The sequence below is a fragment of the Roseateles sp. DB2 genome (genome assembly GCF_051857535.1).
In the GTDB taxonomy this organism is placed as follows: Bacteria; Pseudomonadota; Gammaproteobacteria; order Burkholderiales; family Burkholderiaceae_C; genus Roseateles_B.
In genome coordinates, this window is sequence record NZ_JBPZGY010000004.1 from 416,860 (window position 1) to 441,356 (window position 24,497).

At 65.0% G+C, this 24,497-nt stretch carries 25 protein-coding genes and 1 tRNA gene; 25 read left to right on the top strand and 1 reads right to left on the bottom strand.

Going from position 1 to position 24,497, the window contains the following annotated elements:
- Positions 1 to 102: 102 nt before the first annotated feature.
- The 10 genes from uvrB (at position 103) to tsaD (ending at position 9,479) form a co-directional block, all read left to right on the top strand.
- Entirely contained in the window at positions 103 to 2,217 is a 2,115-nt protein-coding gene (gene uvrB / locus ACS5PK_RS09225) for an excinuclease ABC subunit UvrB (protein ID WP_439439939.1), read from the top strand.
- 32 nt (positions 2,218 to 2,249) lie between these two features.
- Positions 2,250 to 2,717, top strand: a complete 468-nt coding sequence (locus tag ACS5PK_RS09230) for a low molecular weight protein-tyrosine-phosphatase (RefSeq protein ID WP_439440002.1) — start codon at positions 2,250 to 2,252, stop codon at positions 2,715 to 2,717.
- Positions 2,718 to 2,904: 187 nt separating this feature from the next.
- Complete coding sequence (gene iscR / locus ACS5PK_RS09235) at positions 2,905 to 3,441, top strand: Fe-S cluster assembly transcriptional regulator IscR (RefSeq protein WP_439439940.1); 537 nt, start codon at positions 2,905 to 2,907, stop codon at positions 3,439 to 3,441.
- Positions 3,442 to 3,493: 52 nt separating this feature from the next.
- On the top strand, positions 3,494 to 4,714 hold the full coding sequence (locus ACS5PK_RS09240) for an IscS subfamily cysteine desulfurase (RefSeq protein ID WP_439439941.1): 1,221 nt from the start codon (positions 3,494 to 3,496) through the stop codon (positions 4,712 to 4,714).
- 59 nt (positions 4,715 to 4,773) lie between these two features.
- Positions 4,774 to 5,160 (top strand): Fe-S cluster assembly scaffold IscU, encoded by a 387-nt coding sequence (gene iscU / locus ACS5PK_RS09245; RefSeq protein ID WP_183104587.1) that lies wholly within the window; start codon positions 4,774 to 4,776, stop codon positions 5,158 to 5,160.
- A gap of 16 nt (positions 5,161 to 5,176) precedes the next feature.
- Entirely contained in the window at positions 5,177 to 5,500 is a 324-nt protein-coding gene (gene iscA, locus ACS5PK_RS09250; protein ID WP_269633038.1) for an iron-sulfur cluster assembly protein IscA, read from the top strand.
- Positions 5,501 to 5,605: 105 nt separating this feature from the next.
- Positions 5,606 to 6,127, top strand: a complete 522-nt coding sequence (gene hscB, locus ACS5PK_RS09255) for a Fe-S protein assembly co-chaperone HscB (protein ID WP_439439942.1) — start codon at positions 5,606 to 5,608, stop codon at positions 6,125 to 6,127.
- A 72-nt stretch (positions 6,128 to 6,199) separates the two neighbouring features.
- Complete coding sequence (gene hscA, locus ACS5PK_RS09260; RefSeq protein ID WP_439439943.1) at positions 6,200 to 8,056, top strand: Fe-S protein assembly chaperone HscA; 1,857 nt, start codon at positions 6,200 to 6,202, stop codon at positions 8,054 to 8,056.
- Between the two features lie 41 nt (positions 8,057 to 8,097).
- The gene (gene fdx / locus ACS5PK_RS09265) at positions 8,098 to 8,436 is read left to right on the top strand and encodes an ISC system 2Fe-2S type ferredoxin (protein WP_439439944.1); all 339 of its coding nucleotides are present in this window, start codon (positions 8,098 to 8,100) and stop codon (positions 8,434 to 8,436) included.
- 2 nt (positions 8,437 to 8,438) lie between these two features.
- Positions 8,439 to 9,479: a tRNA (adenosine(37)-N6)-threonylcarbamoyltransferase complex transferase subunit TsaD gene (tsaD, locus tag ACS5PK_RS09270; protein WP_439439945.1), complete on the top strand. Its 1,041-nt coding sequence runs from the start codon at positions 8,439 to 8,441 to the stop codon at positions 9,477 to 9,479.
- Between the two features lie 33 nt (positions 9,480 to 9,512).
- On the opposite strand, the gene ACS5PK_RS09275 is transcribed toward tsaD, so the two are convergent.
- A complete protein-coding gene (locus tag ACS5PK_RS09275) occupies positions 9,513 to 9,956 on the bottom strand; it encodes an Hsp20/alpha crystallin family protein (protein ID WP_439439946.1) in 444 nt (147 codons plus the stop codon).
- A gap of 410 nt (positions 9,957 to 10,366) precedes the next feature.
- Between ACS5PK_RS09275 and rpsO the strand changes: the two genes are divergently transcribed.
- The 15 genes from rpsO to nuoI all read left to right on the top strand — a co-directional run bounded on the left by rpsO (position 10,367) and on the right by nuoI (position 24,468).
- Complete coding sequence (gene rpsO, locus ACS5PK_RS09280) at positions 10,367 to 10,636, top strand: 30S ribosomal protein S15 (protein ID WP_183104596.1); 270 nt, start codon at positions 10,367 to 10,369, stop codon at positions 10,634 to 10,636.
- Positions 10,637 to 10,865: 229 nt separating this feature from the next.
- Entirely contained in the window at positions 10,866 to 13,013 is a 2,148-nt protein-coding gene (gene pnp / locus ACS5PK_RS09285; RefSeq protein WP_439439947.1) for a polyribonucleotide nucleotidyltransferase, read from the top strand.
- Between the two features lie 42 nt (positions 13,014 to 13,055).
- Positions 13,056 to 14,042, top strand: a complete 987-nt coding sequence (locus ACS5PK_RS09290; protein WP_439439948.1) for an NAD(P)H-quinone oxidoreductase — start codon at positions 13,056 to 13,058, stop codon at positions 14,040 to 14,042.
- A 17-nt stretch (positions 14,043 to 14,059) separates the two neighbouring features.
- Positions 14,060 to 14,800: a triose-phosphate isomerase gene (gene tpiA / locus ACS5PK_RS09295; protein ID WP_439439949.1), complete on the top strand. Its 741-nt coding sequence runs from the start codon at positions 14,060 to 14,062 to the stop codon at positions 14,798 to 14,800.
- Positions 14,801 to 14,870: 70 nt separating this feature from the next.
- A complete protein-coding gene (gene secG / locus ACS5PK_RS09300) occupies positions 14,871 to 15,254 on the top strand; it encodes a preprotein translocase subunit SecG (protein ID WP_439439950.1) in 384 nt (127 codons plus the stop codon).
- A 185-nt stretch (positions 15,255 to 15,439) separates the two neighbouring features.
- Positions 15,440 to 15,524: transfer RNA gene (locus ACS5PK_RS09305), tRNA-Leu, on the top strand.
- A gap of 241 nt (positions 15,525 to 15,765) precedes the next feature.
- Complete coding sequence (locus tag ACS5PK_RS09310; protein WP_183104601.1) at positions 15,766 to 16,125, top strand: NADH-quinone oxidoreductase subunit A; 360 nt, start codon at positions 15,766 to 15,768, stop codon at positions 16,123 to 16,125.
- A 143-nt stretch (positions 16,126 to 16,268) separates the two neighbouring features.
- Entirely contained in the window at positions 16,269 to 16,745 is a 477-nt protein-coding gene (locus ACS5PK_RS09315) for a NuoB/complex I 20 kDa subunit family protein (RefSeq protein WP_046113908.1), read from the top strand.
- Positions 16,746 to 16,760: 15 nt separating this feature from the next.
- Positions 16,761 to 17,357: an NADH-quinone oxidoreductase subunit C gene (locus ACS5PK_RS09320; RefSeq protein ID WP_439439951.1), complete on the top strand. Its 597-nt coding sequence runs from the start codon at positions 16,761 to 16,763 to the stop codon at positions 17,355 to 17,357.
- A gap of 69 nt (positions 17,358 to 17,426) precedes the next feature.
- Positions 17,427 to 18,680, top strand: coding sequence for an NADH-quinone oxidoreductase subunit D (locus ACS5PK_RS09325; RefSeq protein ID WP_439439952.1), 1,254 nt, complete (start codon positions 17,427 to 17,429; stop codon positions 18,678 to 18,680).
- Positions 18,677 to 19,183: an NADH-quinone oxidoreductase subunit NuoE gene (gene nuoE / locus ACS5PK_RS09330; protein ID WP_439439953.1), complete on the top strand. Its 507-nt coding sequence runs from the start codon at positions 18,677 to 18,679 to the stop codon at positions 19,181 to 19,183. The genes ACS5PK_RS09325 and nuoE overlap by 4 nt, the downstream gene beginning before the upstream one ends.
- A gap of 8 nt (positions 19,184 to 19,191) precedes the next feature.
- A complete protein-coding gene (gene nuoF, locus ACS5PK_RS09335) occupies positions 19,192 to 20,535 on the top strand; it encodes an NADH-quinone oxidoreductase subunit NuoF (RefSeq protein WP_439439954.1) in 1,344 nt (447 codons plus the stop codon).
- A gap of 17 nt (positions 20,536 to 20,552) precedes the next feature.
- Positions 20,553 to 22,877 (top strand): NADH-quinone oxidoreductase subunit NuoG, encoded by a 2,325-nt coding sequence (gene nuoG / locus ACS5PK_RS09340; RefSeq protein ID WP_439439955.1) that lies wholly within the window; start codon positions 20,553 to 20,555, stop codon positions 22,875 to 22,877.
- 4 nt (positions 22,878 to 22,881) lie between these two features.
- Positions 22,882 to 23,979 carry an NADH-quinone oxidoreductase subunit NuoH gene (gene nuoH / locus ACS5PK_RS09345; protein ID WP_439439956.1) on the top strand — a complete coding sequence of 366 codons (1,098 nt, stop codon included), beginning with the start codon at positions 22,882 to 22,884 and terminating at the stop codon, positions 23,977 to 23,979.
- A gap of 6 nt (positions 23,980 to 23,985) precedes the next feature.
- Positions 23,986 to 24,468 carry an NADH-quinone oxidoreductase subunit NuoI gene (gene nuoI, locus ACS5PK_RS09350; RefSeq protein WP_269633019.1) on the top strand — a complete coding sequence of 161 codons (483 nt, stop codon included), beginning with the start codon at positions 23,986 to 23,988 and terminating at the stop codon, positions 24,466 to 24,468.
- Positions 24,469 to 24,497 lie beyond the last annotated feature (29 nt).

Consider the following 24,497-nt stretch of genomic DNA (forward strand, 5'->3'; position numbering starts at 1 on the left):
TCGCTGCGAGCGGAGGCGGTCTGCGCTACGCTGTCGGGTTCGAGGCGCTGCCAGACCCGGGAATTCTAGGGCGGGTGGGCGCCCATACTCAGGGAATCCCCGATGTCCAGCTCCGCCATTGCCCCCGATGCCACCGAGGAAAACGACGACTTGCCCAAGGGTGAATTCGTCACATTCGAAGGCTCGCCGTTCCAGCTTTTCCAGCCTTTCCCGCCAGGAGGGGACCAGCCCACGGCCATCGCGCAATTGGTCGAAGGCGTACACGATGGCCTGAGTTTCCAGACCCTGCTTGGGGTGACAGGGTCGGGCAAGACCTTCACCATGGCCAATGTGATCGCGCGGCTGGGCCGTCCGGCCATCGTCTTCGCGCACAACAAGACCCTCGCGGCCCAGCTCTACAGCGAGATGCGGGAGTTCTTTCCCAAGAACGCCGTCGAGTATTTCGTCAGCTACTACGACTACTACCAGCCCGAGGCCTATGTGCCGCAGCGCGACCTCTTCATCGAGAAGGACAGCGCCATCAACGAGCAGATCGAGCAGTTGCGGCTCTCCTGCACCAAGAGCCTGCTGGAACGCCGGGACGTGGTGATCGTGGCCTCGGTCTCGGCCATCTACGGCATCGGCAACCCCAGTGACTACCACCAGATGGTGATGACCCTGCGCGTGGGGGACACCATGGGCCAGCGCGACGTCATCGCCCAGCTCATCCGCATGCAGTACCAGCGCAACGAGATGGAGTTCCAGCGCGGGCATTTTCGGGTGCGGGGTGACACCATTGACGTCTTCCCAGCCGAGCACTCAGAGCTGGCGCTGCGCATTGAGCTCTTTGACGACGAGGTCGAAACGCTGCAGCTCTTCGATCCCCTGACCGGTCAGATCCGCCAGAAGATCCCTCGCTTCACCGTCTACCCCTCCAGCCATTACGTGACCCCGCGTGAGCGGGTGCTGGCCGCCGTGGAGACCATCAAGGAGGAGCTGCGCGAGCGGGTGGGGCAGTTCATCGCTGACGGCAAGCTGGTCGAGGCCCAGCGCATCGAGCAGCGCACGCGCTTCGATCTGGAGATGCTCACCGAGGTGGGGCACTGCAAGGGCATCGAGAACTACACCCGCCATCTCTCCGGCGCCGCCCCGGGCGAGCCGCCGCCCACGCTGGTGGACTACCTGCCTTCCGACGCCATCATGTTCGTCGACGAGAGCCACGTGACCCTGGGCCAGTTCGGCGGCATGTACAACGGCGACCGCGCGCGCAAGACAACCCTGGTGGAGTTCGGCTTCCGCCTGCCTTCCGCGCTGGACAACCGACCGCTGAAGTTCCAGGAGTTCGAGCGCAAGATGCGTCAGGCCATCTTCGTCTCCGCCACCCCGGCGGATTACGAGAAGCAGCATGCAGGCCAGGTGGTCGAGCAGGTGGTGCGGCCCACCGGTCTCGTGGATCCCATCGTGGAGGTGCGCCCTGCCACGCACCAGGTGGACGATGTGCTGCAGGAGATCCGCGACCGCGTCGATGTGGGCGAGCGCGTGTTGATCACCACCCTGACCAAGCGCATGGCGGAGCAGCTCACCGACTACCTCAGCGACAACGGCGTGAAGGTGCGTTACATGCACTCGGATGTCGACACGGTGGAGCGGGTGGAGATCCTGCGCGACCTGCGCCTGGGCGCCTTCGACGTGCTGGTGGGCATCAATCTGCTGCGGGAAGGGCTGGACATCCCCGAGGTGTCCCTGGTGGCCATCCTGGACGCCGACAAGGAAGGCTTCCTGCGCTCCGAGCGCAGCCTGATCCAGACCATTGGCCGCGCCGCGCGCAACCTCAACGGCAAGGCCATCCTCTATGCGGACAGGATCACGGACTCCATGCGCAGGGCCATCGACGAGACCGAGCGACGTCGCGCCAAGCAGGTCGCCTTCAACACCGAGCACGGCATCGTGCCTCGTGGCGTGCGCAAGCGCATCCGCGACCTGATCGACGGCGTCTATTCCGACAAGGGCGGCAAGGACGACCAGAAGCTGGGCATGGTGGACGAGCTGGAGGAACTCAGCGAGAAGGACCTCAGCAAACGCATCACCCAGCTCGAGAAGCAGATGCTGGAACACGCACGAAACCTCGAATTCGAGAAAGCGGCCCGGGTCCGCGACCAACTGGCGCAGCTGCGGGAGCAGGTCTTCGGGGCGGCCTCCCATGACAACGTGGTGCCCATAGAGGCGGGCCGCAAGTGAAGGGCAGGGGTGGTCCAGCGCTCACGGTGCTGATGGTGTGCACGGGCAACATCTGCCGCTCGCCGACGGCCGAAGGCGTGCTGCAACACCATCTGCGGGCGCTCGGTCTGGAAGCTTTGGTGCATGTGGACTCGGCCGGCATCCAGGGCTGGCATGCAGACGAAGCACCGGATCCGCGCAGTCAGGCCCACGCCAGCCGGCGCGGCTACGATCTGTCCACCCAGCGAGCCCGGGCGGTGCAGGCGCTTGATTTCGAGCATGCCGACATCATCCTGGCGATGGATCGCGGCCATTTGCGTGAGCTACAGCAGCGTTGCCCGGCCGCGCAGCGACACAAGCTGGGCTTGCTGCTGGACCACGCGCCCGGGCTGAAGGGACAAGACGTGCCTGACCCTTATTACGGCGGCTCGGACGCCTTTGAAGAGGTGCTGGATCTGGTCGAGGCGGCCTGTGGGCCGCTCGCGCACAGCCTGAGCCTGCGCTTGTCTTGCGCCTGCTGAGCCCGGCGGCAGGGCATGGAAAACCCTTCAGCGACCGGGCTTTTCTGCTGCGGTGCAGCGACTGGCGGATGAAGCTCCCGATAATTGAGTAAAATGCTCGGAAATAGGCCAGGGTTAACCCAGGACCCGCAGGGGTTCTGCCTGGTGTTCGAGCGGACTCATGGCCATCAGGCCCAAGGAGAGTTGCATGCGTCTTACCACCAAAGGTCGTTTCGCCGTCACCGCGATGATTGACTTGGCTCTGCGTGAAAACAGCGGGCCGGTCGCCTTGGCGGCCATCAGCCAGCGGCAGCAGATTTCCCTGTCCTACCTGGAGCAGCTCTTCGGCAAGCTACGTCGGCATGAGCTGGTCGAGAGCACCCGCGGCCCGGGCGGCGGCTATTCGCTGGGTCGCAAGTCTGACGAGATCACCGTAGCGGACATCATCGTGGCGGTGGATGAGCCCATTGATGCTACCGGCTGCGGCGGCAAGGAGAATTGCATGGGCGAGGACACCGGCCGCTGCATCACGCACGAGCTCTGGACCAGCCTCAACGCCAAGATGATCGAGTACCTTGATTCCGTCTCGCTGCGCAAGTTGGTGGATGACCAGCTGGCCAAGGGCGTGACCATCGAGGAGGCTCCGATCAAACGCGCCATTTCGTCGACGCCCGTGGTCAAGCCCATCCGCATCACTGCCCCCAACTCTGTCTTCGCCTTGGGCAACAGTGCCCTCACGAAGTAAGTCATTCCCAAACCCTCCACCTGCAAGCCAGCCCCGTCGCCAGCCCTTCACCATGGACATGACCCCTCATTTCCCCATCTATCTGGATTACGGCGCGACCACCCCGGTCGATCCCCGCGTCGTGGACGCCATGATCCCCTGGTTGCGTGAGCATTTCGGCAATGCAGCCTCGCGCAGTCATGCCTGGGGATGGGAGGCCGAGGCGGCCAACGAGAAGGCCCGCGAGCAGGTCGCGGCCCTGATCGGCGCCGACCCGCGCGAGATTGTCTGGACCTCGGGGGCGACTGAATCCAACAACCTGGCGCTCAAGGGCGCCGCTCATTTCTACCAATCTCGCGGCAAGCACATCATCACGGTGAAGACCGAGCACAAGGCCGTGCTGGACGTCTGCCGCGAACTGGAGCGTCAGGGCTTCGAGGTGACCTATCTCGATGTCCAGGAGAACGGCCTGGTCGACCTGGAGGCCTTCAAGGCCGCCCTGCGCCCGGACACCATCCTGGCCTCGGTGATGTTCGTCAACAACGAGATCGGCGTGATCCAGGACATCCCCGCCCTCGGCGCCCTGTGCCGTGAGCGTGGCGTGATCTTCCACGTCGATGCCGCCCAGGCTACAGGCAAGGTGGATATCGATCTGGCCACGTTGCCCGTGGACCTGATGAGCCTGGCTTCGCACAAGACTTATGGTCCCAAGGGCATCGGCGCCCTCTATGTGCGTCGCAAGCCACGCATCCGCATCGAGGCGCAGATGCACGGCGGCGGCCATGAGCGCGGCATGCGCTCCGGCACCCTGCCCACGCACCAGATCGTGGGCATGGGCGAGGCCTTCCGCATTGCCAAGGAAGAGATGGGCGCCGAGCGCGAGCGCATCCGGGGTCTGCAGCAGCGCCTGCTGCGCGGTCTGTCGGATGTCGAGCAGGTCTTCGTCAACGGCGACCTGGAGCGCCGGGTGCCGCACAACCTGAACATGTCCTTCAATTTCGTGGAAGGCGAGTCGCTGATCATGGGGATCAAGGGCATTGCCGTCTCGTCGGGCTCGGCCTGCACCTCGGCCAGCCTGGAGCCCAGCTATGTGCTGCGCGCCTTGGGCCGCAGCGACGAACTTGCCCATTCCTCCCTGCGCATGACCTTCGGCCGCTTCACGACCGAGGAAGACATCGACTACGCCATCAACACCATCCGCCAGAACGTCGCCAAGCTGCGCGAGCTCTCGCCGCTGTGGGAGATGTATCAGGACGGCGTGGACCTCAGCACCATCCAATGGGCTGCTCACTGAGCCCCGCACTGGATTCGCGCTGAGGCGGACACAGACACACAGATCGTTGGAGAGAAACCATGGCATACAGCGAAAAGGTCGTTGACCACTACGAAAACCCCCGCAACGTCGGCTCCTTCGAGAAGGGCGACGACACTGTCGGCACCGGCATGGTGGGCGCCCCGGCATGCGGCGACGTGATGAAGCTGCAGATCAAGGTCAATCCGGCCACTGGCCTGATCGAGGACGCCAAGTTCAAGACCTATGGCTGCGGTTCTGCCATCGCGTCCAGCTCCCTGGTGACGGAGTGGGTCAAGGGCAAGAGCCTGGACCAGGCCCTGTCCATCAAGAACACGCAGATCGCCGAGGAGCTGGCTCTGCCGCCGGTGAAGATCCACTGCTCCATCCTGGCCGAGGACGCCATCAAGGCGGCCGTGGACGACTACCGCGCCAAGCACGGCAACTGAGCAAGGACGAGCGACGATGGCAGTCACCCTGACCGAAGCTGCTGCACGCCATGTGACGCGCTACATCTCCAAGCGCGGCAAGGGCGTGGGCGTGCGACTGGGCGTCAAGACGACGGGTTGCTCGGGCCTGGCCTACAAGCTGGAATATGCCGACGAGATCGCGCCTGAGGACGTGATCTTTGAAGGCCACGGCGTGAAGGTGCTCATCGATCCCAAGAGCCTGCCCTACCTTGACGGCACCGAGCTGGACTTCGTCCGCGAAGGGCTCAACGAGGGCTTCAAGTTCCGCAATCCGCGCGAAAAGGATCGCTGCGGCTGCGGTGAGTCGTTCCGGGTCTGATCACCGGGGTGAGCAGGCAAGGGCGCGGCAGGTCCCGCGCCTTTTGTGCTTCAGGCGGCAGGCCCGGCGCAGCGGTGCTGCGGGGCCGATGGAAGGAATGGATGCATGAATCTCGCTGACGACGATTTCGCGCTGTTCGGACTCGCGCCGCGCTTTGCGCAATCCCGCGAGGAGATCGAGTCGCGCTGGAAGGCCCTGGCCGCCCAGGTGCACCCTGACCGCTATGCCAGCGAAGGTGCGGCCGCCCAGCGTCGCGCCATGCAGTGGGCCTTGCGGGTCAACGAGGCCCATCAGCGCCTGCGCGATCCGCTCAGACGTGCGGCCTACCTCTGCGAGCTCCGCGGCGCAGCCCTGAAGGAGCACGAGAACACCCGCATGCCGGCCAGCTTCCTGATGGAGCAGATGGCCTGGCGCGAGGCCCTTGATGAAGCACAGACCCTCGAAGCCGTGCAGTCCCTGGATGCCGAGGTCGCCGACCGTGAAACCGAACTGCTGCGCGAGGCCGGCCGGCTGCTGGACGAGCAGGGTGATGCCGAGGCCGCCGCACATTGCGTGCGAGCCCTGATGTTCGTGGCCCGCTTCCGGGCCGACATCGATCGCCGGCTCGAAGCCCTGGAACAATACTGAGTTTGCCCTCGTTCCCAGAGCCTCCCGAACACTGCTGTCCAGAACAAGAACACCCCTGATCTCCTGAATTCCATGGCCCTGCTGCAGATCTCCGAACCCGGCGCCTCGCCCAACCCGCACGAGCGTCGCATCGCCGTGGGCATCGACCTCGGCACCACGCATTCGCTGGTGGCCGCCGTGCGCCATGGCGTGGCGGAATGCCTGCCTGATGATCAGGGGCGGGTGATCCTGCCGTCGGCCGTTCGCTATCTCGAGGGCGGCCGCCGCCAGATCGGCGCGCAGGCCCTGGCTGCGCAGGCCGAGGATCCGCTCAACACCATCGTCTCGGTGAAGCGCTTCATGGGCCGCAGTGTCCAGGACGTGCAGGGCCGCGAGAAGCTGCCCTACCAGTTCGAGGACACGCCGGGCATGCTCAGCCTCGTGACCCGCGAAGGGCTCAAGACGCCGGTGGAGGTGTCTGCCGAGATCCTGGCCACTCTGCGCTACCGTGCCGAGGACACCTTTGCCGACGACCTCTTCGGTGCAGTGATCACGGTCCCAGCCTATTTCGACGACGCCCAGCGCCAGGCCACCAAGGGCGCCGCGCAACTGGCCGGCCTCAAGGTGCTGCGCCTGATCAACGAGCCTACCGCCGCGGCTATCGCCTATGGCCTGGACAACGGGTCTGAAGGCCTCTATGCCGTCTATGACCTGGGTGGCGGCACCTTCGACATCTCCCTGCTGCGCCTGACCCTCGGCGTGTTCGAGGTGGTGGCCACCGGCGGCGATGCGGCCCTGGGCGGCGATGACTTCGACCACGCCTTGGCTGACTGGGCGGTGGCGCAAGCAGGCCTGCAATTGAACACCGCGCACGACAAGCGCGCCGTGCTGGTAGCCGCACGCGCGGCCAAGGAGCAGCTCTCGAACGAGAGCCAGGTGCAGCTACAGGCGGTCCTGGACGCTGGCTCGCTGGACGTTCTGGTGAGCCGCGAACAGTTCCAGGCACTCACCAAGCCCCTGGTCGATCGGACCCTGGCCTCCGTGCGGCGCGTGCTGCGTGATGCTCGCGTCAAGCCGGAAGAAGTGCAGGGTGCCGTCATGGTCGGCGGCTCCACGCGCATGCCCGCCGTGCGTGCGGCGGTGAGCCAGCTCTTCGGCCGCGAGGTGCTGACCAACCTGAATCCGGATGAGGTCGTGGCCCTCGGTGCCGCACTGCAGGCCAACCAACTGGCCGGGAATTCGGCGGATGGCGAGATTCTGCTACTGGATGTGATCCCCCTGTCGCTGGGACTGGAGACCATGGGTGGCCTGGTGGAGCGCGTCATCGAGCGCAATGCCACCATCCCCATCGCCAAGGCTCAGGACTTCACCACCTTCAAGGACGGCCAGACCGCCATGGCCATCCATGTGCTGCAGGGGGAGCGCGAGCTGGTGAGCGAATGCCGCTCGCTGGCGCGCTTCGAGTTGCGCGGCATTCCCCCCATGGCTGCTGGAGCCGCGCGCATTCGCGTCAGCTTCCAGGTGGATGCCGATGGTCTGCTGAGCGTCTCGGCCAAGGAACTGGGCTCCGGCGTGGAAGCGGCCGTGCAGGTCAAGCCCAGCTACGGCCTGGCCGACGAGCAGATCGCCCAGATGCTCAAGGACGGCTTTGCCAGCGCCGAGGCCGACATGCAGGCCCGCAGCCTGCGCGAGGCCCAGGTGGAGGCTGAGCGCATGCACCTGGCGACGCTGTCCGCACTGGCTGCGGACGGCGATCTGCTCAGCGCCGGTGAGCGGGCCGAGATCGATGCGCTGCTCGCTGCCTTGCAGGCCGTGGCTGCCGGCGACGATGCCGCCGCCATCACCGAGGGCGTGGAGCGCCTCGCCAAGGGCACCGAGGCCTTTGCCGCGGCTCGCATGAACCGCGGCATCCAGCAGGCCTTGGCAGGCCGCAGCATCGAGCAGATGTGAGCGTGCAGCCCGCCCACTGAACAGAACAAAGAGAGACCGTCATGCCCATCATCAAGATCCTGCCCCATGCTGAGTACTGCCCCGAGGGTGCCGAGGTCAAGGCGCCGGCAGGGACCTCCATCTGCGAGGCCCTGCTGGACAACGGCATCGAGATTGAGCATGCCTGCGACCAAGTCTGCGCCTGCACCACTTGCCATGTGATTGTGCGCGAAGGCTTTGCCTCGCTGTCCGAGATGGAGGAGGGCGAAGAGGACATGCTGGACCGCGCCTGGGGCCTGGAGCCTAACTCGCGCCTGTCCTGCCAGGCCATCCTGGGGCAGAAGGACGTGTCGGTGGAGATCCCCAAGTACTCCATCAACCACGCCAAGGAAAAGCACTGAGCATGCGGGTCCTGGGCTTCGAATCCTCCTGCGACGAGACCGGGGTCGCCCTGGTCGAGCTGCCACCCCACGGCCAGCCGGGCACGCCGCGGCTGCTGGCTCAGGCCCTGCACAGCCAGATCGCCATGCATCAGGCCTATGGCGGCGTGGTGCCCGAGCTGGCCTCGCGGGATCACATCCGTCGTGTTCTGCCGCTGAGCCGCGAGGTGCTCGCGCAGGCGCAACTGGGCCTGCAGGATGTCGATGTGATCGCCTATACCGAGGGGCCAGGTCTTGCCGGGGCCCTGCTGGTGGGGGCGGGCGTGGCTGTTTCGCTGGCTGCAGCGCTGGGCAAGCCGGCCGTGGGCGTGCATCACCTGGAGGGGCATCTGCTGTCGCCCTTCCTGTCGGCCGATCCCCCTGAATTTCCCTTCGCGGCCCTGCTGGTCTCGGGCGGGCACACCCAGCTCATGCGCGTGGACGAGGTGGGCCGGTACGAGATCCTGGGCGAGACCATCGACGACGCCGCCGGTGAAGCCTTCGACAAAAGCGCCAAGCTGCTGGGCCTGCCGTACCCCGGCGGGCCGCATCTTTCGAAGCTGGCGGAGCGGGGCAGGGCGGATGTCTTCGAGCTGCCCCGCCCGCTGCTGCACAGCGGCAAGCCGGACTTCAGCTTTGCCGGCCTGAAGACAGCGGTGCTGACCCAGGTGAAGAAGCTCGGCGAAGCGCCTACCGAGGAGCAGCGTGCGGACCTGGCTGCCAGCACACAGGCAGCCATCGTCGAGGTGCTGGTGAAGAAGTCGCTGCTGGCCCTCAAGAGCACCGGGCTCAAGCGCCTGGTGGTGGCGGGAGGCGTGGGGGCCAACAGCAGCCTGCGCGCCCAGTTGAATGCAGCCTGCGCAAAGCGGGGCGTGCGGGTGCACTACCCCGAACTGAGCCTGTGTACTGACAACGGCGCCATGATCGCCATGGCCGCCGCCATGCGCCTGCAGCGGGGCATGGCCCGGCTGCGCGAGGACGGCAGCTTTGGTGTGCGGCCGCGCTGGGACCTGTCGGCCGCCTGAGCTCGGGCCCACGCGGCCGACTTCTTCTGCGTCTCAGCTGACGGTCAAGCGTGCGCCGCCCTTGGCCTGGCGCTTGGCAAGGGTGAGGGTCAGTACGCCGTGGTCCATCTTGGCGCTGGAGTCTGACTCGCTGATCTCCTGCGGCAGGCTGAAGGTGCGGGAGAAGCGCGAAGTCGAGCGCTCACGGTACAGCACGCGCTCGCCGTCCTTCTTTTCTTCATCCTTGCTCTGTTCGGCTTCCACACTGATGCGGCGGCCGTCCACCGTGATTTTCACGGCCTCCTTGGGCACACCGGGCATCTCCAGCTTCACGGTGTAAGCGCTGTCCGTCTCGCTCACGTCGAGGGCGGGGCTGCGCAGGGCCTGGCTCAGCTCGCGCGCGTCCTGGCCGAAGACATTGCCGAAGCTGTCGTCGAACAGGCGCTCCAGGCTGCGGGACAGGTCATGGGCTTGGCGGGAAGTGGGCACGAGAAACATAGGGCCTCCTGATGGCTGGCTTCAACACTCGGGGACGTCCCCCTTGCAGCCAACTTGAGAGTCGCCCCGGTGCTTTCAAGGGCGCCGGGGCGCGTTGCATTCGAAATTTTGAGTTGCGACAGAAATACCGCATCAAGCCCTTGAATTGCGGGCCGTAGCGCTCAATTAATGCCTCTTGGCCGGACTGTTTTCCTGGCCTCTGCCGCAAGGGCAGGATGAGTGTCTGGCTTGCCCGGGCTCAAGTGCTATACTCCGACGGTTTCGCGTCAAGCCATAGCCATCTGGCAGTGGGGAGAAGCGGGATTTCAAGCACGGCATGGGTAGGTTTCACCTGTGTCCGCAAGTCCAGTACCGGAAACCGTCTGCGTGGGTCTGTCCTGCCAGCGGCTTTCCATTTGAAGGAACGCATCATGGCAGTCGCCGATCTGAACAAGGCCGAAATCGTCAAGGCCAACGCACGCAGCGCCAACGACACGGGCTCCCCCGAAGTCCAAGTGGCCCTGCTGACCGCTCGCATCAACGAGCTGACCCCCCACTTCAAGACCCACGCCAAGGACCACCACGGCCGTCGCGGTCTGCTGAAGATGGTCAACCAGCGCAAGAGCCTGCTGGCCTATCTGAAGAACAAGGACGCTGCTCGCTACACCGCCCTGATCCAGAAGCTGGGCCTGCGCAAGTAATTCGCCCATGACGCCAAAGAGCCTGTCTGGACTTTCAAGCCAGCACAGGCTCTTTGTTTTTGTTGTTGGCTGTTGGAGTCGAGCTGACGTGGCGGATGTGTCATTCCAAGGCGGCTTGCAGGCCTGAGGGCCCTTGCAAGTCTCCCTGGAATGGCATCGCGCCAGACCCAGCCCCACTCCCGGTTCCACGGTGCGCCGCAAGCACTGTTTTGCAATCGAGGAAATGCACATGAGCATGTTCAACAAGGTCACCAAGACCTTCCAATGGGGCAACCACACCGTCACGATGGAGACCGGCGAGATCGCTCGTCAGTCCACCGGCGCCGTGCTGGTGAACATCGATGACACCGTGGTGCTGGCCACCGTCGTCGCCAAGAACGAACCCAAGCCTGGCCAGGACTTCTTCCCCCTGACCGTCGACTACATCGAGAAGACCTACGCCGCTGGCAAGATCCCCGGCAGCTTCTTCAAGCGTGAAGGCCGCCCCAGCGAGCTGGAGACCCTGACCAGCCGCCTGATCGACCGCCCCATCCGCCCGCTGTTCCCTGAAGGCTTCTTCAACGAAGTCCAGGTCGTGGTGCACGTGGTGTCCCTGAACCCCGAAGTTCAGGCCGACATCGCCGCCATGATTGCCACCAGCGCTGCGCTGTCCATCTCCGGCATTCCCTTCAACGGCCCCATCGGTGCCGCCCGCGTGGGCTACATCAATGGCGAGTACGTGCTGAACCCGGGCAAGACCCAACTGACCGAGTCCAAGATGGACCTGGTCGTGGCCGGCACCGAAGCCGCCGTTCTGATGGTCGAGTCCGAGGCTGACCAACTGAGCGAAGACATCATGCTGGGCGCCGTGGTCTATGGCCACGATCAGGGTAAGGTCGCCATCAACGCCATCCACGAGCTGGTGAAGGAAGCCGGCAAGCCGGTGTGGAACTGGACCCCGCCCGCCAAGGACGAGCCCTTCATCGCCAAGGTCACCGGCCTGGCCGAGGAGGCCCTGCGCGCTGCTTACCAGATCCGCTCCAAGCAGGCTCGTACCCAGGCCTGCCGCGAGGCCTATTCCAAGGTCAAGGAAGCCCTGACCGCTGAAGGCCTGGCCTTCGACGGCGTCGAGGTCGACGGACTGCTGTTCGAGATCGAAGCCCGCATCGTGCGCAGCCAGATCCTGGCCGGTGAGCCCCGCATCGACGGCCGCGACACCCGCACTGTGCGCCCCATCGAGATCCGTTCCGGCGTGCTGCCGCGCGCGCACGGCTCCTCGCTGTTCACCCGTGGCGAGACGCAGGCCCTGGTCGCCGCCACCCTGGGTACCGAGCGTGACGCTCAGATGATTGACGCCCTGGCCGGTGAGTTCACCGAGCGCTTCATGCTGCACTACAACATGCCCCCCTTCGCCACTGGCGAGACGGGCCGAGTGGGTAGCCCCAAGCGTCGCGAGATCGGCCACGGCCGTCTGGCCAAGCGTGCCCTGGTGGCCGTGCTGCCGACCAAGGAAGAGTTCCCGTACTCCATCCGCGTGGTCTCCGAGATCACCGAGTCCAACGGCTCGTCCTCGATGGCTTCCGTCTGCGGTGGCTGCCTGTCGCTGATGGACGCTGGTGTGCCTCTGAAGGCTCACGTGGCAGGCATCGCCATGGGCCTGATCAAGGATGGCAACCGCTTTGCCGTGCTGACTGACATCCTGGGCGACGAAGATCACCTGGGCGATATGGACTTCAAGGTGGCCGGCACGACCGGTGGCATCACCGCCCTGCAGATGGACATCAAGATCCAGGGCATCACCAAGGAAATCATGCAGGTGGCCCTGGCTCAGGCCAAGGAGGCTCGTCTGCACATCCTGGGCGCCATGGTCGATGCCGTCGGCGGTGCCAAGACCGAGGTGTCGCAGTTCGCTCCGCGCCTCTACACCATGAAGATCAATCCCGAGAAGATCCGTGACGTGATCGGCAAGGGCGGTGCCACCATCCGCGCGCTGACCGAAGAGACCGGCACCCAGATCGACATCGGCGAAGACGGCACCATCACCATCGCCTCGACCGACGCGGACCGCGCCGCTGCTGCCAAGAAGCGCATCGAGGAGATCACCGCTGAAGTGGAAGTGGGCAAGGTCTACGAAGGTCCCATCACCAAGATCCTGGACTTCGGCGCCCTGGTGAATCTGCTCCCTGGCAAGGACGGCCTGCTGCACATCAGCCAGATCGCCCATCAGCGCGTCGAGAAGGTCACGGACTTCCTGAAGGAAGGTCAAGTGGTCAAGGTCAAGGTCCTGGAGACTGACGAGAAGGGGCGCATCAAGCTGTCCATGAAGGCCCTGATCGATCGTGACGCGGCCCCGGCAGCTCCGGTTGCCGAGGCTGCAGGCGAGCCCGCTGCCGAGTAATCGTCAGCCCGGCATCGTCAGTCACTGACCTAGCGACACGCCATGCGCGCCATCGCCATCAGCCAGCCCGGCGGACCCGAAGTCCTTCAGCTGCAGACCCTGCCCGAGCCCCAGGCCGGGGCAGGGGAGTGCCTCATCGCGGTGGAGGCCTATGGCATCAACCGCCCCGACGTGCTTCAACGCAAGGGTGCATATCCGCCCCCGGCGGGTGCCAGCCCCTTGCCGGGGCTGGAGGTTGCGGGCCGCATCGTCGCTGGCGATGAGAGCGCGCTGGCTGTTGCCGGTCTGCGCATCGGAGATGCCGTCTGCGCGCTGGTGGCGGGCGGCGGCTACGCCGAGCGCTGCGTGGCGCCCGTCGAGCAATGCCTGCCGGTGCCCGAGGGCTGGAGCATGGCCGAGGCGGCCAGCCTGCCGGAGACCTTCTTCACCGTGTGGAGCAATGTCTTCGAGCGGGCGTCGCTCAAGTCTGGCGAAAGCATCCTGGTCCACGGCGGCAGCAGCGGCATCGGTGTCACTGCCATCCAGTTGGCCAAGGCCTTCGGCGCTCGCGTCCTCGTGACTGTGGGCAATGCGGCCAAGGCGCAGGCCTGCCTGAAGCTGGGTGCGGAGGTTGCTATCAACTACCGCGAGCAAGACTTCGTCGCGGAAGCGAAGGCAGCCACGCAGGGGCGGGGTGTCGACGTCATCCTGGATATGGTTGCGGGCGATTACGTCGCGCGTGGTGTGCAGTGTCTGGCCGATGACGGTCGCATGGTCATCATCGCGGTACAGGGCGGGGTCAAGGCCGAGTTCGATGCGGGTCAGGTCTTGCGCCGCCGGTTGACGATCAGCGGCTCGACCCTGCGTCCACGTTCGCTGGCCTTCAAGGCTGGCATTGCCCGTGCCTTGCGGGACAAGGTCTGGCCCCTGCTGGCCTCGCGCAAGATTGCGCCGGTCATTTATCAACAACTGCCCGCCGACCAGGCGGCTCAGGCCCACGCCCTGATGGAATCGGGCGAGCATGTGGGCAAGATCGTCCTGGTCTGGTGAGTTTCACGAGGTTATTCATGCGCAAGAAGCTGGTCGTTGGCAACTGGAAGATGCATGGCAGCCGGGCCTCCAATGCCCTGTTGCTGAGCGGGCTGAAGGAAGCCGGCCCCTGGACGGCCGACGTGGCCGTGTGCGTGCCATTCCCCTACATCACCGAGACGGCCCTGGCCCTGACGGGCACGCAGATCGCTTACGGCTCTCAGGACTGCTCGGCGCATGAGCAGGGGGCCTATACCGGCGAGGTGTCCTCGGCCATGCTGGCGGATCTTGGCTGCCGCTATGCCATCGTCGGGCACTCCGAGCGTCGCGCGTACCACCAGGAAAGCGACCAGTTGGTGGCTGACAAGGCCAAGGCTGCATTGGCCCATGGCGTCACGCCCATCGTCTGCGTAGGCGAGACCCTGGCTGAGCGCGAAGCCGGACAGACCGAGCATGTGGTCAAGCGGCAGCTGGCGGCAGTCATCCATACGCTGACGCATTGCATTGGCGAGATCGTCCTGGCCTATGAGCCGGTGTGGGCCATTGGTACGGGCCTGACGGCTTCGCCCGAGCAGGCTCAGGCCGTTCACGCCGTGCTGCGCCAGCAACTGCGTGCCGCCACGCAGAAGGCGGATGCCATGCGCATCCTCTACGGTGGCAGCGTCAAGCCCGACAATGCAGCCCAGCTGTTCGCGCAGGCGGACATCGACGGCGGTCTGATTGGCGGTGCCGCCCTGAAGGCGGCTGATTTCTCGGCCATCTGCCGCGCGGCAGGCTGAAGCTCAAGAGTGGTTTTCCGGTGCGCCCGCTCTTGACTGAGCGGGCGGCTGATTCGATTTGGAGATACGAATGCAAGTCCTGATGAATCTGATCCTCGTGGTCCAGCTGCTGAGCGCGCTGGCCATGATCGGCCTGGTGCTGGTGCAGCATGGCAAGGGTGCTGACATGGGCGCTTCCTTTGGCAGCGGCGCCTCCGGCAGCCTGTTTGGTGCGACCGGCAGCGCCAACTTTCTCTCGCGCAGCACGGCCGTCTGCGCCACGCTGTTCTTTGTCTGCACGCTGGGTCTGGCCTACTTCGGCAGTCACCGGGATGCCGGCGTCTCGCAGGACAGCCTGCTGGAGCGCGCCGCGCCTGTTAGCGCCCCTGCGCCTGCCGCGGCTGCATCCGGTGCTGCTGCCATTCCTGAGGCCCCTGTGGCTGTTCAGCCGGCTGCATCGGGCGCCAGCAAGTAATCCTTTGGAGGCGGGGCGGGCAAGACCTGCCCCCCTGTCCTCAGGACGACGGCCGGAACCTCTGTCTCAGATCAAACCGGCTGCGCTGCAAAAATCCACTGTTTCTCTCTGAAGGGCGGATTTTTCAGTATAGAATTCGAGGCTGTCTGGAACGCAATTCCTCAAGCTACCAGACAGCAAAAACCGCCGACGTGGTGAAATTGGTAGACACGCTATCTTGAGGGGGTAGTGGCGAAAGCTGTGCGAGTTCGAGTCTCGCCGTCGGCACCAAATTCCTCAATCGAGGTCGTGCGTTAACATCCCCGGGTTGGAGCCCGATGGTGTGCAAGCGATCCTGGTTGAAGCGCCCTGTGGCAGGGGTGGTCGCGAGATCGAACCTGCTAAGGGACAAGCCGGGCGCGGTCCGTGAGCGATTTTTTATCGCCAGCGGCGCGCCCGTTGCTTTTGTCGACTCTGTCGATGCCCTGGCGGCCTGGAGGTCGCGAGCGTCGGCGCAACCGAGAGCAAAGCTGTGAGTCTGGAACAGTACCTCCCCGTCATCCTCTTCATTCTGGTCGGCGCAGTGGTGGGTATAGCGCCCCAGATCCTGGGTTACCTCCTCGGACCCAACCGGCCGGATCAGGCCAAGAACTCCCCCTACGAATGCGGCTTCGAGGCCTTTGAAGACGCGCGCATGAAGTTTGATGTGCGCTACTACCTCGTGGCCATTCTCTTCATCCTGTTCGACCTGGAAATCGCCTTCCTGTTTCCGTGGGCCGTGACCTTGCGTGAAATCGGCGCGACAGGTTTCTGGGCGATGATGGTCTTCCTGGGCATTCTGGTCGTGGGCTTTGCCTACGAATGGAAAAAAGGCGCCCTCGATTGGGAATGATGGTGCCCCTCGTCCAACGCTAGGCGCTGGACGGTCCCCCAGGGGGACGCCAGCCTGCGGGTGGCAGGTGGGCCGACTTGGCGAATGCTGAGTCTGAGCCCGGCACTCGGCCCGGAACCCGGGCGATTGATTGAAAGCGTGCTATGGGTATTGAAGGCGTTTTGAAGGAAGGCTTCGTCACCACCTCGGTCGACAAGCTGATCAACTGGTCCAAGACCGGTTCTCTCTGGCCCATGACCTTCGGTCTGGCCTGCTGTGCGGTCGAGATGATGCACGCCGGTGCGGCGCGCTATGACATCGACCGCTTCGGCATGCTGTTCCGGCCCAGCCCGCGCCAGTCCGACCTGATGATCGTGGCCGGCACGCTGTGCAACAAGATGGCCCCGGCCCTTCGCAAGGTCTACGACCAGATGGCCGAGCCGCGCTGGGTGCTGTCCATGGGCTCCTGCGCCAATGGCGGCGGCTACTACCACTACAGCTACTCCGTCGTGCGTGGCTGCGACCGCATCGTGCCGGTGGACGTCTACGTGCCGGGCTGTCCGCCCACCGCCGAGGCGCTGCTGTACGGCATCTTGCAGCTGCAGGCCAAGATCCGCCGCGAAAACACCATCGCACGCTGAAGAGGGCAGGGCTCCATGACCATGAAACTCGACACCCTGCAGGCCACCCTGGAAAAGGTGCTGGGCGAGCAGATCATCGACCTCAAGCGCGAGCTGGGCGAAATCACCATCCGCGTGGCGCCTGAGCACTACGCTGCCGTCGCCAAGACCTTGCGCGACCACTCCGAGCTGCGCTTCGAGCAGTTGATCGACCTCTGCGGCGTGGACTACAGCAGCTACGGCGAAGGTGCCTACGAAGGCCCGCGCTTCGCCGCCGTGTCGCACCTGCTGTCCGTGGCCAAGAACTGGCGCCTGCGTCTCAAGGTGCTGGCCGCCAATGACGATTTCCCCTGTGTCGCTTCGGTCACGCCCATCTGGAACTCTGCCAACTGGTTCGAGCGCGAGGCCTTCGACATGTACGGCATCATCTTCGAAGGCCATGAGGATCTGCGCCGCATCCTGACGGACTACGGTTTCATCGGCCACCCCATGCGCAAGGACTTCCCGACCACCGGGCATGTCGAGATGCGCTATGACGCCGAGCAGAAGCGGGTCATCTACCAGCCGGTCACCATCGAGCCGCGTGAGATCACGCCGCGCGTGATCCGTGAAGACAACTACGGCGGGCTGTGAATGACTCGCCTGCAAGCCCATATTCCTTCGCTGCCCGTCGTCGGGCCGGCCCGGCGGGAGTCCTGATCCATGGCTGACATCAAGAATTACACCCTCAACTTCGGTCCCCAACACCCGGCCGCGCACGGCGTGCTGCGCTTGGTGCTGGAACTCGACGGTGAAGTGATCCAGCGCGCCGACCCGCACATCGGCCTGCTGCACCGTGCCACCGAGAAGCTGGCCGAGAGCAAGACCTACATCCAGTCTCTGCCCTATATGGACCGCCTCGACTACGTGTCGATGATGGCCAATGAGCATGCCTACTGCCTGGCCATCGAGAAGATGCTGGGGCTGGAGGTGCCGGAGCGCGCGCAGTACATCCGCGTGATGTTCGCCGAGCTGACCCGCATCCTGAACCACCTGCTCTGGCTGGGCTGCCATGGCCTGGACTGCGGTGCGATGAACATCCTCATCTACTGCTTCCGCGAGCGTGAGGACATCTTCGACATGTACGAGGCGGTGTCGGGCGCGCGCATGCACGCGGCCTACTTCCGTCCTGGCGGCGTCTACCGCGACCTGCCGGACACCATGCCGCAGTACAAGGTCAGCAAGATCAAGAACGCCAAGACGATTGCTCAGCTGAACGAGAACCGCCAAGGCTCGCTGCTGGACTTCATCGAGGACTTCTGCAGGCGCTTCCCCAAGAACGTCGACGACTACGAAACCCTGCTGACCGACAACCGGATCTGGAAGCAGCGCACCGTAGGCATCGGCGTCGTGACGCCTGAACGCGCCCTGAACATGGGCTTTACCGGCGCCATGCTGCGTGGTTCGGGCATCCCCTGGGATCTGCGCAAGAGCCAGCCCTACGATGTCTACGCCAAGATGGACTTCGACATCCCCGTGGGCACCCATGGTGACACCTATGACCGCTATGTGGTGCGTGTCGAGGAAATGCGCCAGTCTTGCCGCATCGTCGAGCAGTGCGTGAAGTGGCTGCGCGCCAACCCCGGCCCCGTCATCACGGACAACCACAAGGTCGCTCCGCCGGCTCGCGTGGACATGAAGTCCAATATGGAAGAGCTGATCCACCACTTCAAGCTCTTCACCGAGGGCTTCCGCGTGCCCGAGGGCGAAGCCTACGCCGCCGTCGAGCATCCCAAGGGTGAATTCGGCATCTACATCGTCAGCGACGGCGCCAACAAGCCCTACCGCCTGAAGATCCGCGCCCCGGGCTTCGCCCATCTGGCCGGCCTGGACGAGATGTCCCGCGGCCACATGATTGCCGACGCCGTCGCCGTGATTGGCACCATGGACATCGTTTTCGGTGAGATTGACCGATGAGCAGCACTCCCTACCAGCTCAGCGACGCCACCCGCGCTCGCTTCGACCGCGAGGTCGCCAAGTACCCGGCCGAGCAGCGCCAGTCTGCCGTGATGGCCTGCCTGTCCATCGTGCAGCAGGAGCAGGGCCATGTGTCCCGCGAGAGCGAGGACGCCATTGCCGAATACTTGGGCATGCCCGCGATCGCGGTGTATGAGGTCACGACCTTCTACAACATGTACAACCAGCGCCCGGTCGGCAAGTTCAAGCTGAACGTGTGCACCAACCTGCCTTGCCAGCTGCGCAATGGCCAGCAGGCGCTGGACCATCTGCTGAACAAGCTGGGCGTGGAAGAGGGCGGCACCACCGCGGACGGCCTCTTCACCGTGCAGAAGTGCGAATGCCTGGGCGCCTGCGCCGACGCGCCGGTGATGCTGGTGAACGACCGCCAGATGTGCAGCTTCATGAGCCATGAGCGCCTCGACGAACTCGTCGACACGCTGAAGGCCCACGCCAAGAACTGAGGGCAAGCATGCTGGATCTCTCCAAGTTTCAAAGCAAGGGCGTCGAGACCTGCTTCCATGGCCGCCACCTCGGCCCGCAGATCTACGCCGACCTGAACGGCAGCAACTGGTCCCTCAAGGACTACGAAGCCCGCGGCGGCTACGCAGCCCTGCGCAAGATTCTGGGCAAGGACGGTGGTGAAGGTCTCACGCCTGACCAGGTCATCGCCGAGGTCAAGACCTCCGGCCTGCGCGGCCGCGGTGGCGCCGGTTTCCCGACCGGCCTGAAGTGGAGCTTCATGCCCCGCCAGTTCCCGGGCCAGAAGTACCTCGTCTGCAATTCCGACGAAGGCGAGCCGGGCACCTGCAAGGACCGCGACATCCTCATGTACAACCCGCACATCGTCATCGAAGGGATGGCGATCGCGGCGTATGCCATGGGCATCAAGGTTGGCTACAACTACATCCACGGCGAGATCTTCGAGGTCTACGAGCGCTTCGAGGCGGCCCTGGAAGAGGCGCGTGCCGCCGGCCTGCTGGGTGACAACATCCTGGGCTCCAGCTTCTCGTTCCAGCTGCACGCCCACCACGGCTTCGGTGCCTACATCTGTGGCGAAGAGACCGCGCTGCTGGAATCGCTGGAAGGCAAGAAGGGCCAGCCCCGCTTCAAACCGCCGTTCCCGGCCAGCTTCGGCCTGTACGGCAAGCCCACCACCATCAACAACACCGAGACCTTCGCGGCGGTGCCCTGGATCATCCGCAACGGTGGCCAGCCCTACCTCGAGATCGGCAAGCCCAACAACGGCGGCACCAAGATCTTCTCGGTCTCGGGCGACGTCAACAAGCCCGGCAACTACGAGATCCCGCTGGGTACGCCCTTCGAGAAGCTGCTGGAGCTCGCCGGTGGCGTGCGCACCGGCCGCAAGCTCAAGGCAGTGATCCCGGGCGGTTCGTCCGCCCCGGTGCTGCCGGCGGAGGTGATGATGCAGTGCACGATGGACTATGACTCCATCGCCAAGGCCGGCTCCATGCTGGGCTCGGGCGCCGTCATCGTGATGGACGACTCGCGCGACATGGTCACCAGCCTGCTGCGTCTCTCCTACTTCTATGCCCACGAGTCCTGCGGCCAGTGCACGCCCTGCCGCGAAGGCACGGGCTGGATGCACCGCGTGATCGAGCGCATCGCCCACGGCCAGGGCCGCATGGAAGACATCGACCTGCTGACCTCGGTCGCTGACAACATCCAGGGCCGCACCATCTGCGCCTTGGGCGACGCTGCCGCCATGCCGGTGCGCGCCATGATCAAGCACTTCAAGCACGAGTTCGTGCAGAAGATCGAACAGGCTCAACAGGCCCGCGCCAAAGCGGCCTGAACGCCAGGACACGAACCATGGTTGAAATCGAACTCGACGGCAAGAAGGTAGAGGTCCAGGAAGGCAGCATGGTCATGCATGCTGCTGAAAAGGCCGGTACCTATATCCCGCATTTCTGCTACCACAAGAAGCTCTCCATCGCGGCCAACTGCCGCATGTGCCTCGTGGACGTGGAAAAGGCCCCCAAGCCCATGCCTGCCTGCGCGACCCCGGTCACGCAGGGCATGATCGTGCGCACCAAGAGCGAGAAAGCCATCAAGGCCCAGCAGGGCGTGATGGAGTTCCTGCTGATCAACCACCCGCTGGATTGCCCGATCTGCGACCAGGGCGGGGAGTGCCAGCTGCAGGATCTGGCCGTGGGCTACGGTGGCAGCAAGAGCCGCTACACCGAAGAGAAGCGCGTGGTCTTCCACAAGAACGTGGGCCCGCTGGTCTCGATGGAAGAGATGAGCCGGTGCATCCATTGCACCCGCTGCGTGCGCTTCGGCCAGGAAATCGCCGGCAAGATGGAACTGGGCATGGCCCACCGCGGCGAGCACAGCGAGATCCAGACCTTCGTGGGCCGCACCGTCGACTCCGAGCTGTCCGGCAACATGATCGACATCTGCCCGGTCGGTGCGCTGACCAGCAAGCCCTTCCGCTACAGCGCCCGCACCTGGGAGCTGTCGCGCCGCAAGAGCGTGTCGCCGCATGATTCCACCGGCGCCAACCTGATCGTGCAGGTCAAGAACAACCAGGTCATGCGCGTCGTGCCGCTGGAAAACGAGGACGTCAACGAGTGCTGGATCGCCGACCGCGACCGCTTCTCGTATGAAGCCCTGAACAGCGATCAGCGTCTGACCCAGCCCATGATCAAGCAGGGCGGCCAGTGGAAGGCCGTCGACTGGACCGTGGCCCTGGAGTACGTGGCCAACGGCCTGAAGTCCATCAAGGACACGCACGGCGCCGCCAGCATCGCGGCCCTGGGCTCGGCCCACAGCACGGTGGAAGAACTCTTCCTGCTGGGCCAGCTGGTGCGCGGCCTGGGCAGCCAGAGCATTGACCACCGCGTGCGTCATGCCGCCTTCGACAACAACGCTGCCGAGGGCCAGGCCCGCTGGCTGGGCACGTCGATCGCCTCGCTGTCCCAGCTGGACCGCGCCTTCGTGATCGGCTCCTTCCTGCGCAAGGACCACCCGCTGTTCGCGCAGCGCCTGCGCCAGGCGGCCCGTCATGGCGCCCAGGTCTCGGCCCTGCATGGTACGGCTGAGGACTGGCTGCTGCCGGTCGCCAAGCGCATCACCGCCGCCCCGTCGGCCTGGGTGCAGGAGCTGGCCAATGTGGCCGCCGCCATCGCCGCCGCCAAGGGTGTGAGCGCTCCGGCCGCCGGCAACGCCACCGCCGAGGCACAAGCCATCGCCGCCAGCCTGCTGGGCGGCACGCGCAAGGCCGTGCTGCTGGGCAATGCCGCCGCCGAGCATCCGCAGGCCGCCAGCCTGCTGAGCCTGGCCAACTGGATCGCCAACGAAACCGGTGCGGCAGTCGGCTACCTGAGCGCTGCTGCCAACACGGTGGGCGCCCAGCTGGTCCGCGCCGTGCCGGGGCAGGGCGGTGCCAATGCCGGCGAGCTGCTCTCCAGCAAGCCCGCCAAGGCCCTGATCCTGCTGAACATCGATCCGGCCCTGGACAGCGCCAACCCGGCCGCCGCCGTGAAGGCCGTCAACGCCGCCGAGATGGTCGTGGTGATGAGCCCCTTCAAGTCCGGCATGGACTACGCCGACGTGCTGCTGCCGACGGCTCCGTTCACCGAGACCTCGGGTTCCTTCGTCAATGCCGAGGGTCGTCTGCAGAGCTTCGTGGGCGTGGCCAAGGCCCTGGGCGAAACCCGCCCGGGCTGGAAGATCCTGCGCGTGCTGGGCAGCCTGCTGGGCCTCTCCGGCTTCGGCCAGGAAAGCTCCGAGCAGGTGCGCAACGAGGCCCTGGGCGTGAGCGCCGACCTCAGCAGCCGCCTGAACAACGCCTCGAGCGCCGCCGTGCAGTTCGGTGCCGCCACCGCCATCGAGCGCCTGGCTGATGTGCCCATCTACGCGACCGACGCGCTGGTGCGCCACGCCAGCTCGCTGCAGCTGACGACCGACGCCAAGAACGCCGCCGTGGCCCATGTGAGCCAGGCCCTGTGGACCCAACTGGGTCTGGGCGAGGGCGGCGAAGTGCAGGTGAGCCAGGACGGTGCCGGTTCGGCCCGCCTCAAGGCCAAGCTGGACGCCACGCTGCCCGCCAACGTGGTGCGCGTGCCTGCCGGCCTGCCCGAAACCGCCGCCCTGGGTGCCGCATTCGGCAGCCTGACGATTGCCAAGGTGTGACGCGATGATCGAAAGCCTCTACCAATCCGGCGCCTCCCTGCTGGGCGCACTCTGGCCTGTGGTCTGGAGCCTGCTCAAGATCATCGCGGTCGTTGCGCCGCTGATGCTCTGCGTGGCCTACCTGACCCTGTGGGAACGCAAGGCCATCGGCTGGTCCCAGATCCGTCCGGGCCCCAACCGCGTGGGCCCCTACGGCCTGCTGACCCCCATCGCCGACGCGGTGAAGCTGATCTTCAAGGAGATCATCCTCCCCAGCGCCGCCAACCGCGGGCTGTTCTTCCTCGGCCCCATCATGACCATCATGCCGGCCCTGGCTGCCTGGGCCGTGGTGCCTTTCGGCCCCGACGCTGCCGTGGCGAACGTGAACGCCGGCCTGCTGTTCCTGATGGCCATCACCTCGCTGGAGGTCTACGGCGTGATCATCGCGGGCTGGGCCTCGAACTCGAAGTACGCCTTCCTGGGCGCGCTGCGGGCTTCGGCGCAGATGGTGTCCTATGAAATCGCCATGGGCTTCGCCCTCGTGGTGGTGCTGATGGTCACCGGCAGCATGAACATGACGGACATCGTCACCTCGCAGGAGAAGGGCACCTTCGCCTCCATGGGCGTCAACTTCCTGTCCTGGAACTGGCTGCCGCTGCTGCCCATCTTTGTCGTGTACTTCATCTCCGGCCTGGCCGAAACCAACCGCCACCCCTTCGACGTGGTGGAAGGCGAATCGGAAATCGTGGCCGGCCACATGATCGAGTACTCGGGCATGTCCTTCGCGATGTTCTTCCTGGCCGAGTACGCCAACATGATCCTGGTCTCGGCCCTGGCCGTCGTCATGTTCCTGGGTGGCTGGAGCGCACCGATCTCCTTCAGCCTGCTGGGCATGGAGACGCCGCAGTTCATCCAGAACACCATGGCCTTCTGGAACTGGGCCTGGCTGTTCGGCAAGACCTTCTTTGTCGTCACGATGTTCCTGTGGGTGCGCGCCACCTTCCCGCGCTTCCGCTATGACCAGATCATGCGTCTGGGCTGGAAGATCTTCATTCCCGTGACCTTGATCTGGCTGGTCGTCGTCGGCCTGTGGATCCAGTCGCCGCTGAACATCTGGAAGTAAGCCGCCATGGTCAAACACTTCATCAAGAGCTTCATGCTCACCGAGCTGTTCAAGGGCATGGCCCTGACCGGCCGACATTTCCTCTCGCGCAACATCACCGTCCAGTTCCCGGAAGAGAAGACCCCGCTGTCGCCCCGCTTCCGCGGCCTGCACGCGTTGCGCCGCTACGAGAACGGTGAAGAGCGCTGCATCGCCTGCAAGCTCTGCGAGGCCGTGTGCCCGGCGATGGCCATCACCATCGAGTCCGATGTGCGTGAAGACGGCAGCCGCCGCACCACGCGCTACGACATCGACCTGACCAAGTGCATCTTCTGCGGCTTCTGCGAGGAAAGCTGCCCGGTGGACTCCATCGTCGAGACGGACATCTTCGAATACCACGGCGAGAAGCGCGGCGACCTGTACTTCACCAAGGACATGCTGCTGGCTGTGGGTGACCGTTACGAGAAGCAGATCGCAGCCAACAAGGAGGCCGACGCAAAATTCCGTTGACCTGACCCCTCGCCCAGGGCGGGTACGCC

Excerpts from the sequence above, each read along its gene's own strand:
- nuoI (WP_269633019.1), top strand. The coding sequence starts at position 23,986 with ATGGTCAAACACTTCATCAAGAGCTTCATGCTCACCGAGCTGTTCAAG.
- nuoE (WP_439439953.1), top strand. The coding sequence starts at position 18,677 with ATGAGCAGCACTCCCTACCAGCTCAGCGACGCCACCCGCGCTCGCTTC.
- iscU (WP_183104587.1), top strand. The coding sequence starts at position 4,774 with ATGGCATACAGCGAAAAGGTCGTTGACCACTACGAAAACCCCCGCAAC.
- tpiA (WP_439439949.1), top strand. The coding sequence starts at position 14,060 with ATGCGCAAGAAGCTGGTCGTTGGCAACTGGAAGATGCATGGCAGCCGG.
- ACS5PK_RS09240 (WP_439439941.1), top strand. The coding sequence starts at position 3,494 with ATGGACATGACCCCTCATTTCCCCATCTATCTGGATTACGGCGCGACC.
- iscA (WP_269633038.1), top strand. The coding sequence starts at position 5,177 with ATGGCAGTCACCCTGACCGAAGCTGCTGCACGCCATGTGACGCGCTAC.
- ACS5PK_RS09275 (WP_439439946.1), bottom strand. The coding sequence starts at position 9,956 with ATGTTTCTCGTGCCCACTTCCCGCCAAGCCCATGACCTGTCCCGCAGC.
- iscR (WP_439439940.1), top strand. The coding sequence starts at position 2,905 with ATGCGTCTTACCACCAAAGGTCGTTTCGCCGTCACCGCGATGATTGAC.
- uvrB (WP_439439939.1), top strand. The coding sequence starts at position 103 with ATGTCCAGCTCCGCCATTGCCCCCGATGCCACCGAGGAAAACGACGAC.
- tsaD (WP_439439945.1), top strand. The coding sequence starts at position 8,439 with ATGCGGGTCCTGGGCTTCGAATCCTCCTGCGACGAGACCGGGGTCGCC.
- secG (WP_439439950.1), top strand. The coding sequence starts at position 14,871 with ATGCAAGTCCTGATGAATCTGATCCTCGTGGTCCAGCTGCTGAGCGCG.
- ACS5PK_RS09315 (WP_046113908.1), top strand. The coding sequence starts at position 16,269 with ATGGGTATTGAAGGCGTTTTGAAGGAAGGCTTCGTCACCACCTCGGTC.
- hscA (WP_439439943.1), top strand. The coding sequence starts at position 6,200 with ATGGCCCTGCTGCAGATCTCCGAACCCGGCGCCTCGCCCAACCCGCAC.
- ACS5PK_RS09290 (WP_439439948.1), top strand. The coding sequence starts at position 13,056 with ATGCGCGCCATCGCCATCAGCCAGCCCGGCGGACCCGAAGTCCTTCAG.
- hscB (WP_439439942.1), top strand. The coding sequence starts at position 5,606 with ATGAATCTCGCTGACGACGATTTCGCGCTGTTCGGACTCGCGCCGCGC.
- ACS5PK_RS09325 (WP_439439952.1), top strand. The coding sequence starts at position 17,427 with ATGGCTGACATCAAGAATTACACCCTCAACTTCGGTCCCCAACACCCG.
- rpsO (WP_183104596.1), top strand. The coding sequence starts at position 10,367 with ATGGCAGTCGCCGATCTGAACAAGGCCGAAATCGTCAAGGCCAACGCA.
- nuoG (WP_439439955.1), top strand. The coding sequence starts at position 20,553 with ATGGTTGAAATCGAACTCGACGGCAAGAAGGTAGAGGTCCAGGAAGGC.
- ACS5PK_RS09320 (WP_439439951.1), top strand. The coding sequence starts at position 16,761 with ATGACCATGAAACTCGACACCCTGCAGGCCACCCTGGAAAAGGTGCTG.
- nuoH (WP_439439956.1), top strand. The coding sequence starts at position 22,882 with ATGATCGAAAGCCTCTACCAATCCGGCGCCTCCCTGCTGGGCGCACTC.
- pnp (WP_439439947.1), top strand. The coding sequence starts at position 10,866 with ATGAGCATGTTCAACAAGGTCACCAAGACCTTCCAATGGGGCAACCAC.
- ACS5PK_RS09230 (WP_439440002.1), top strand. The coding sequence starts at position 2,250 with ATGGTGTGCACGGGCAACATCTGCCGCTCGCCGACGGCCGAAGGCGTG.
- fdx (WP_439439944.1), top strand. The coding sequence starts at position 8,098 with ATGCCCATCATCAAGATCCTGCCCCATGCTGAGTACTGCCCCGAGGGT.
- nuoF (WP_439439954.1), top strand. The coding sequence starts at position 19,192 with ATGCTGGATCTCTCCAAGTTTCAAAGCAAGGGCGTCGAGACCTGCTTC.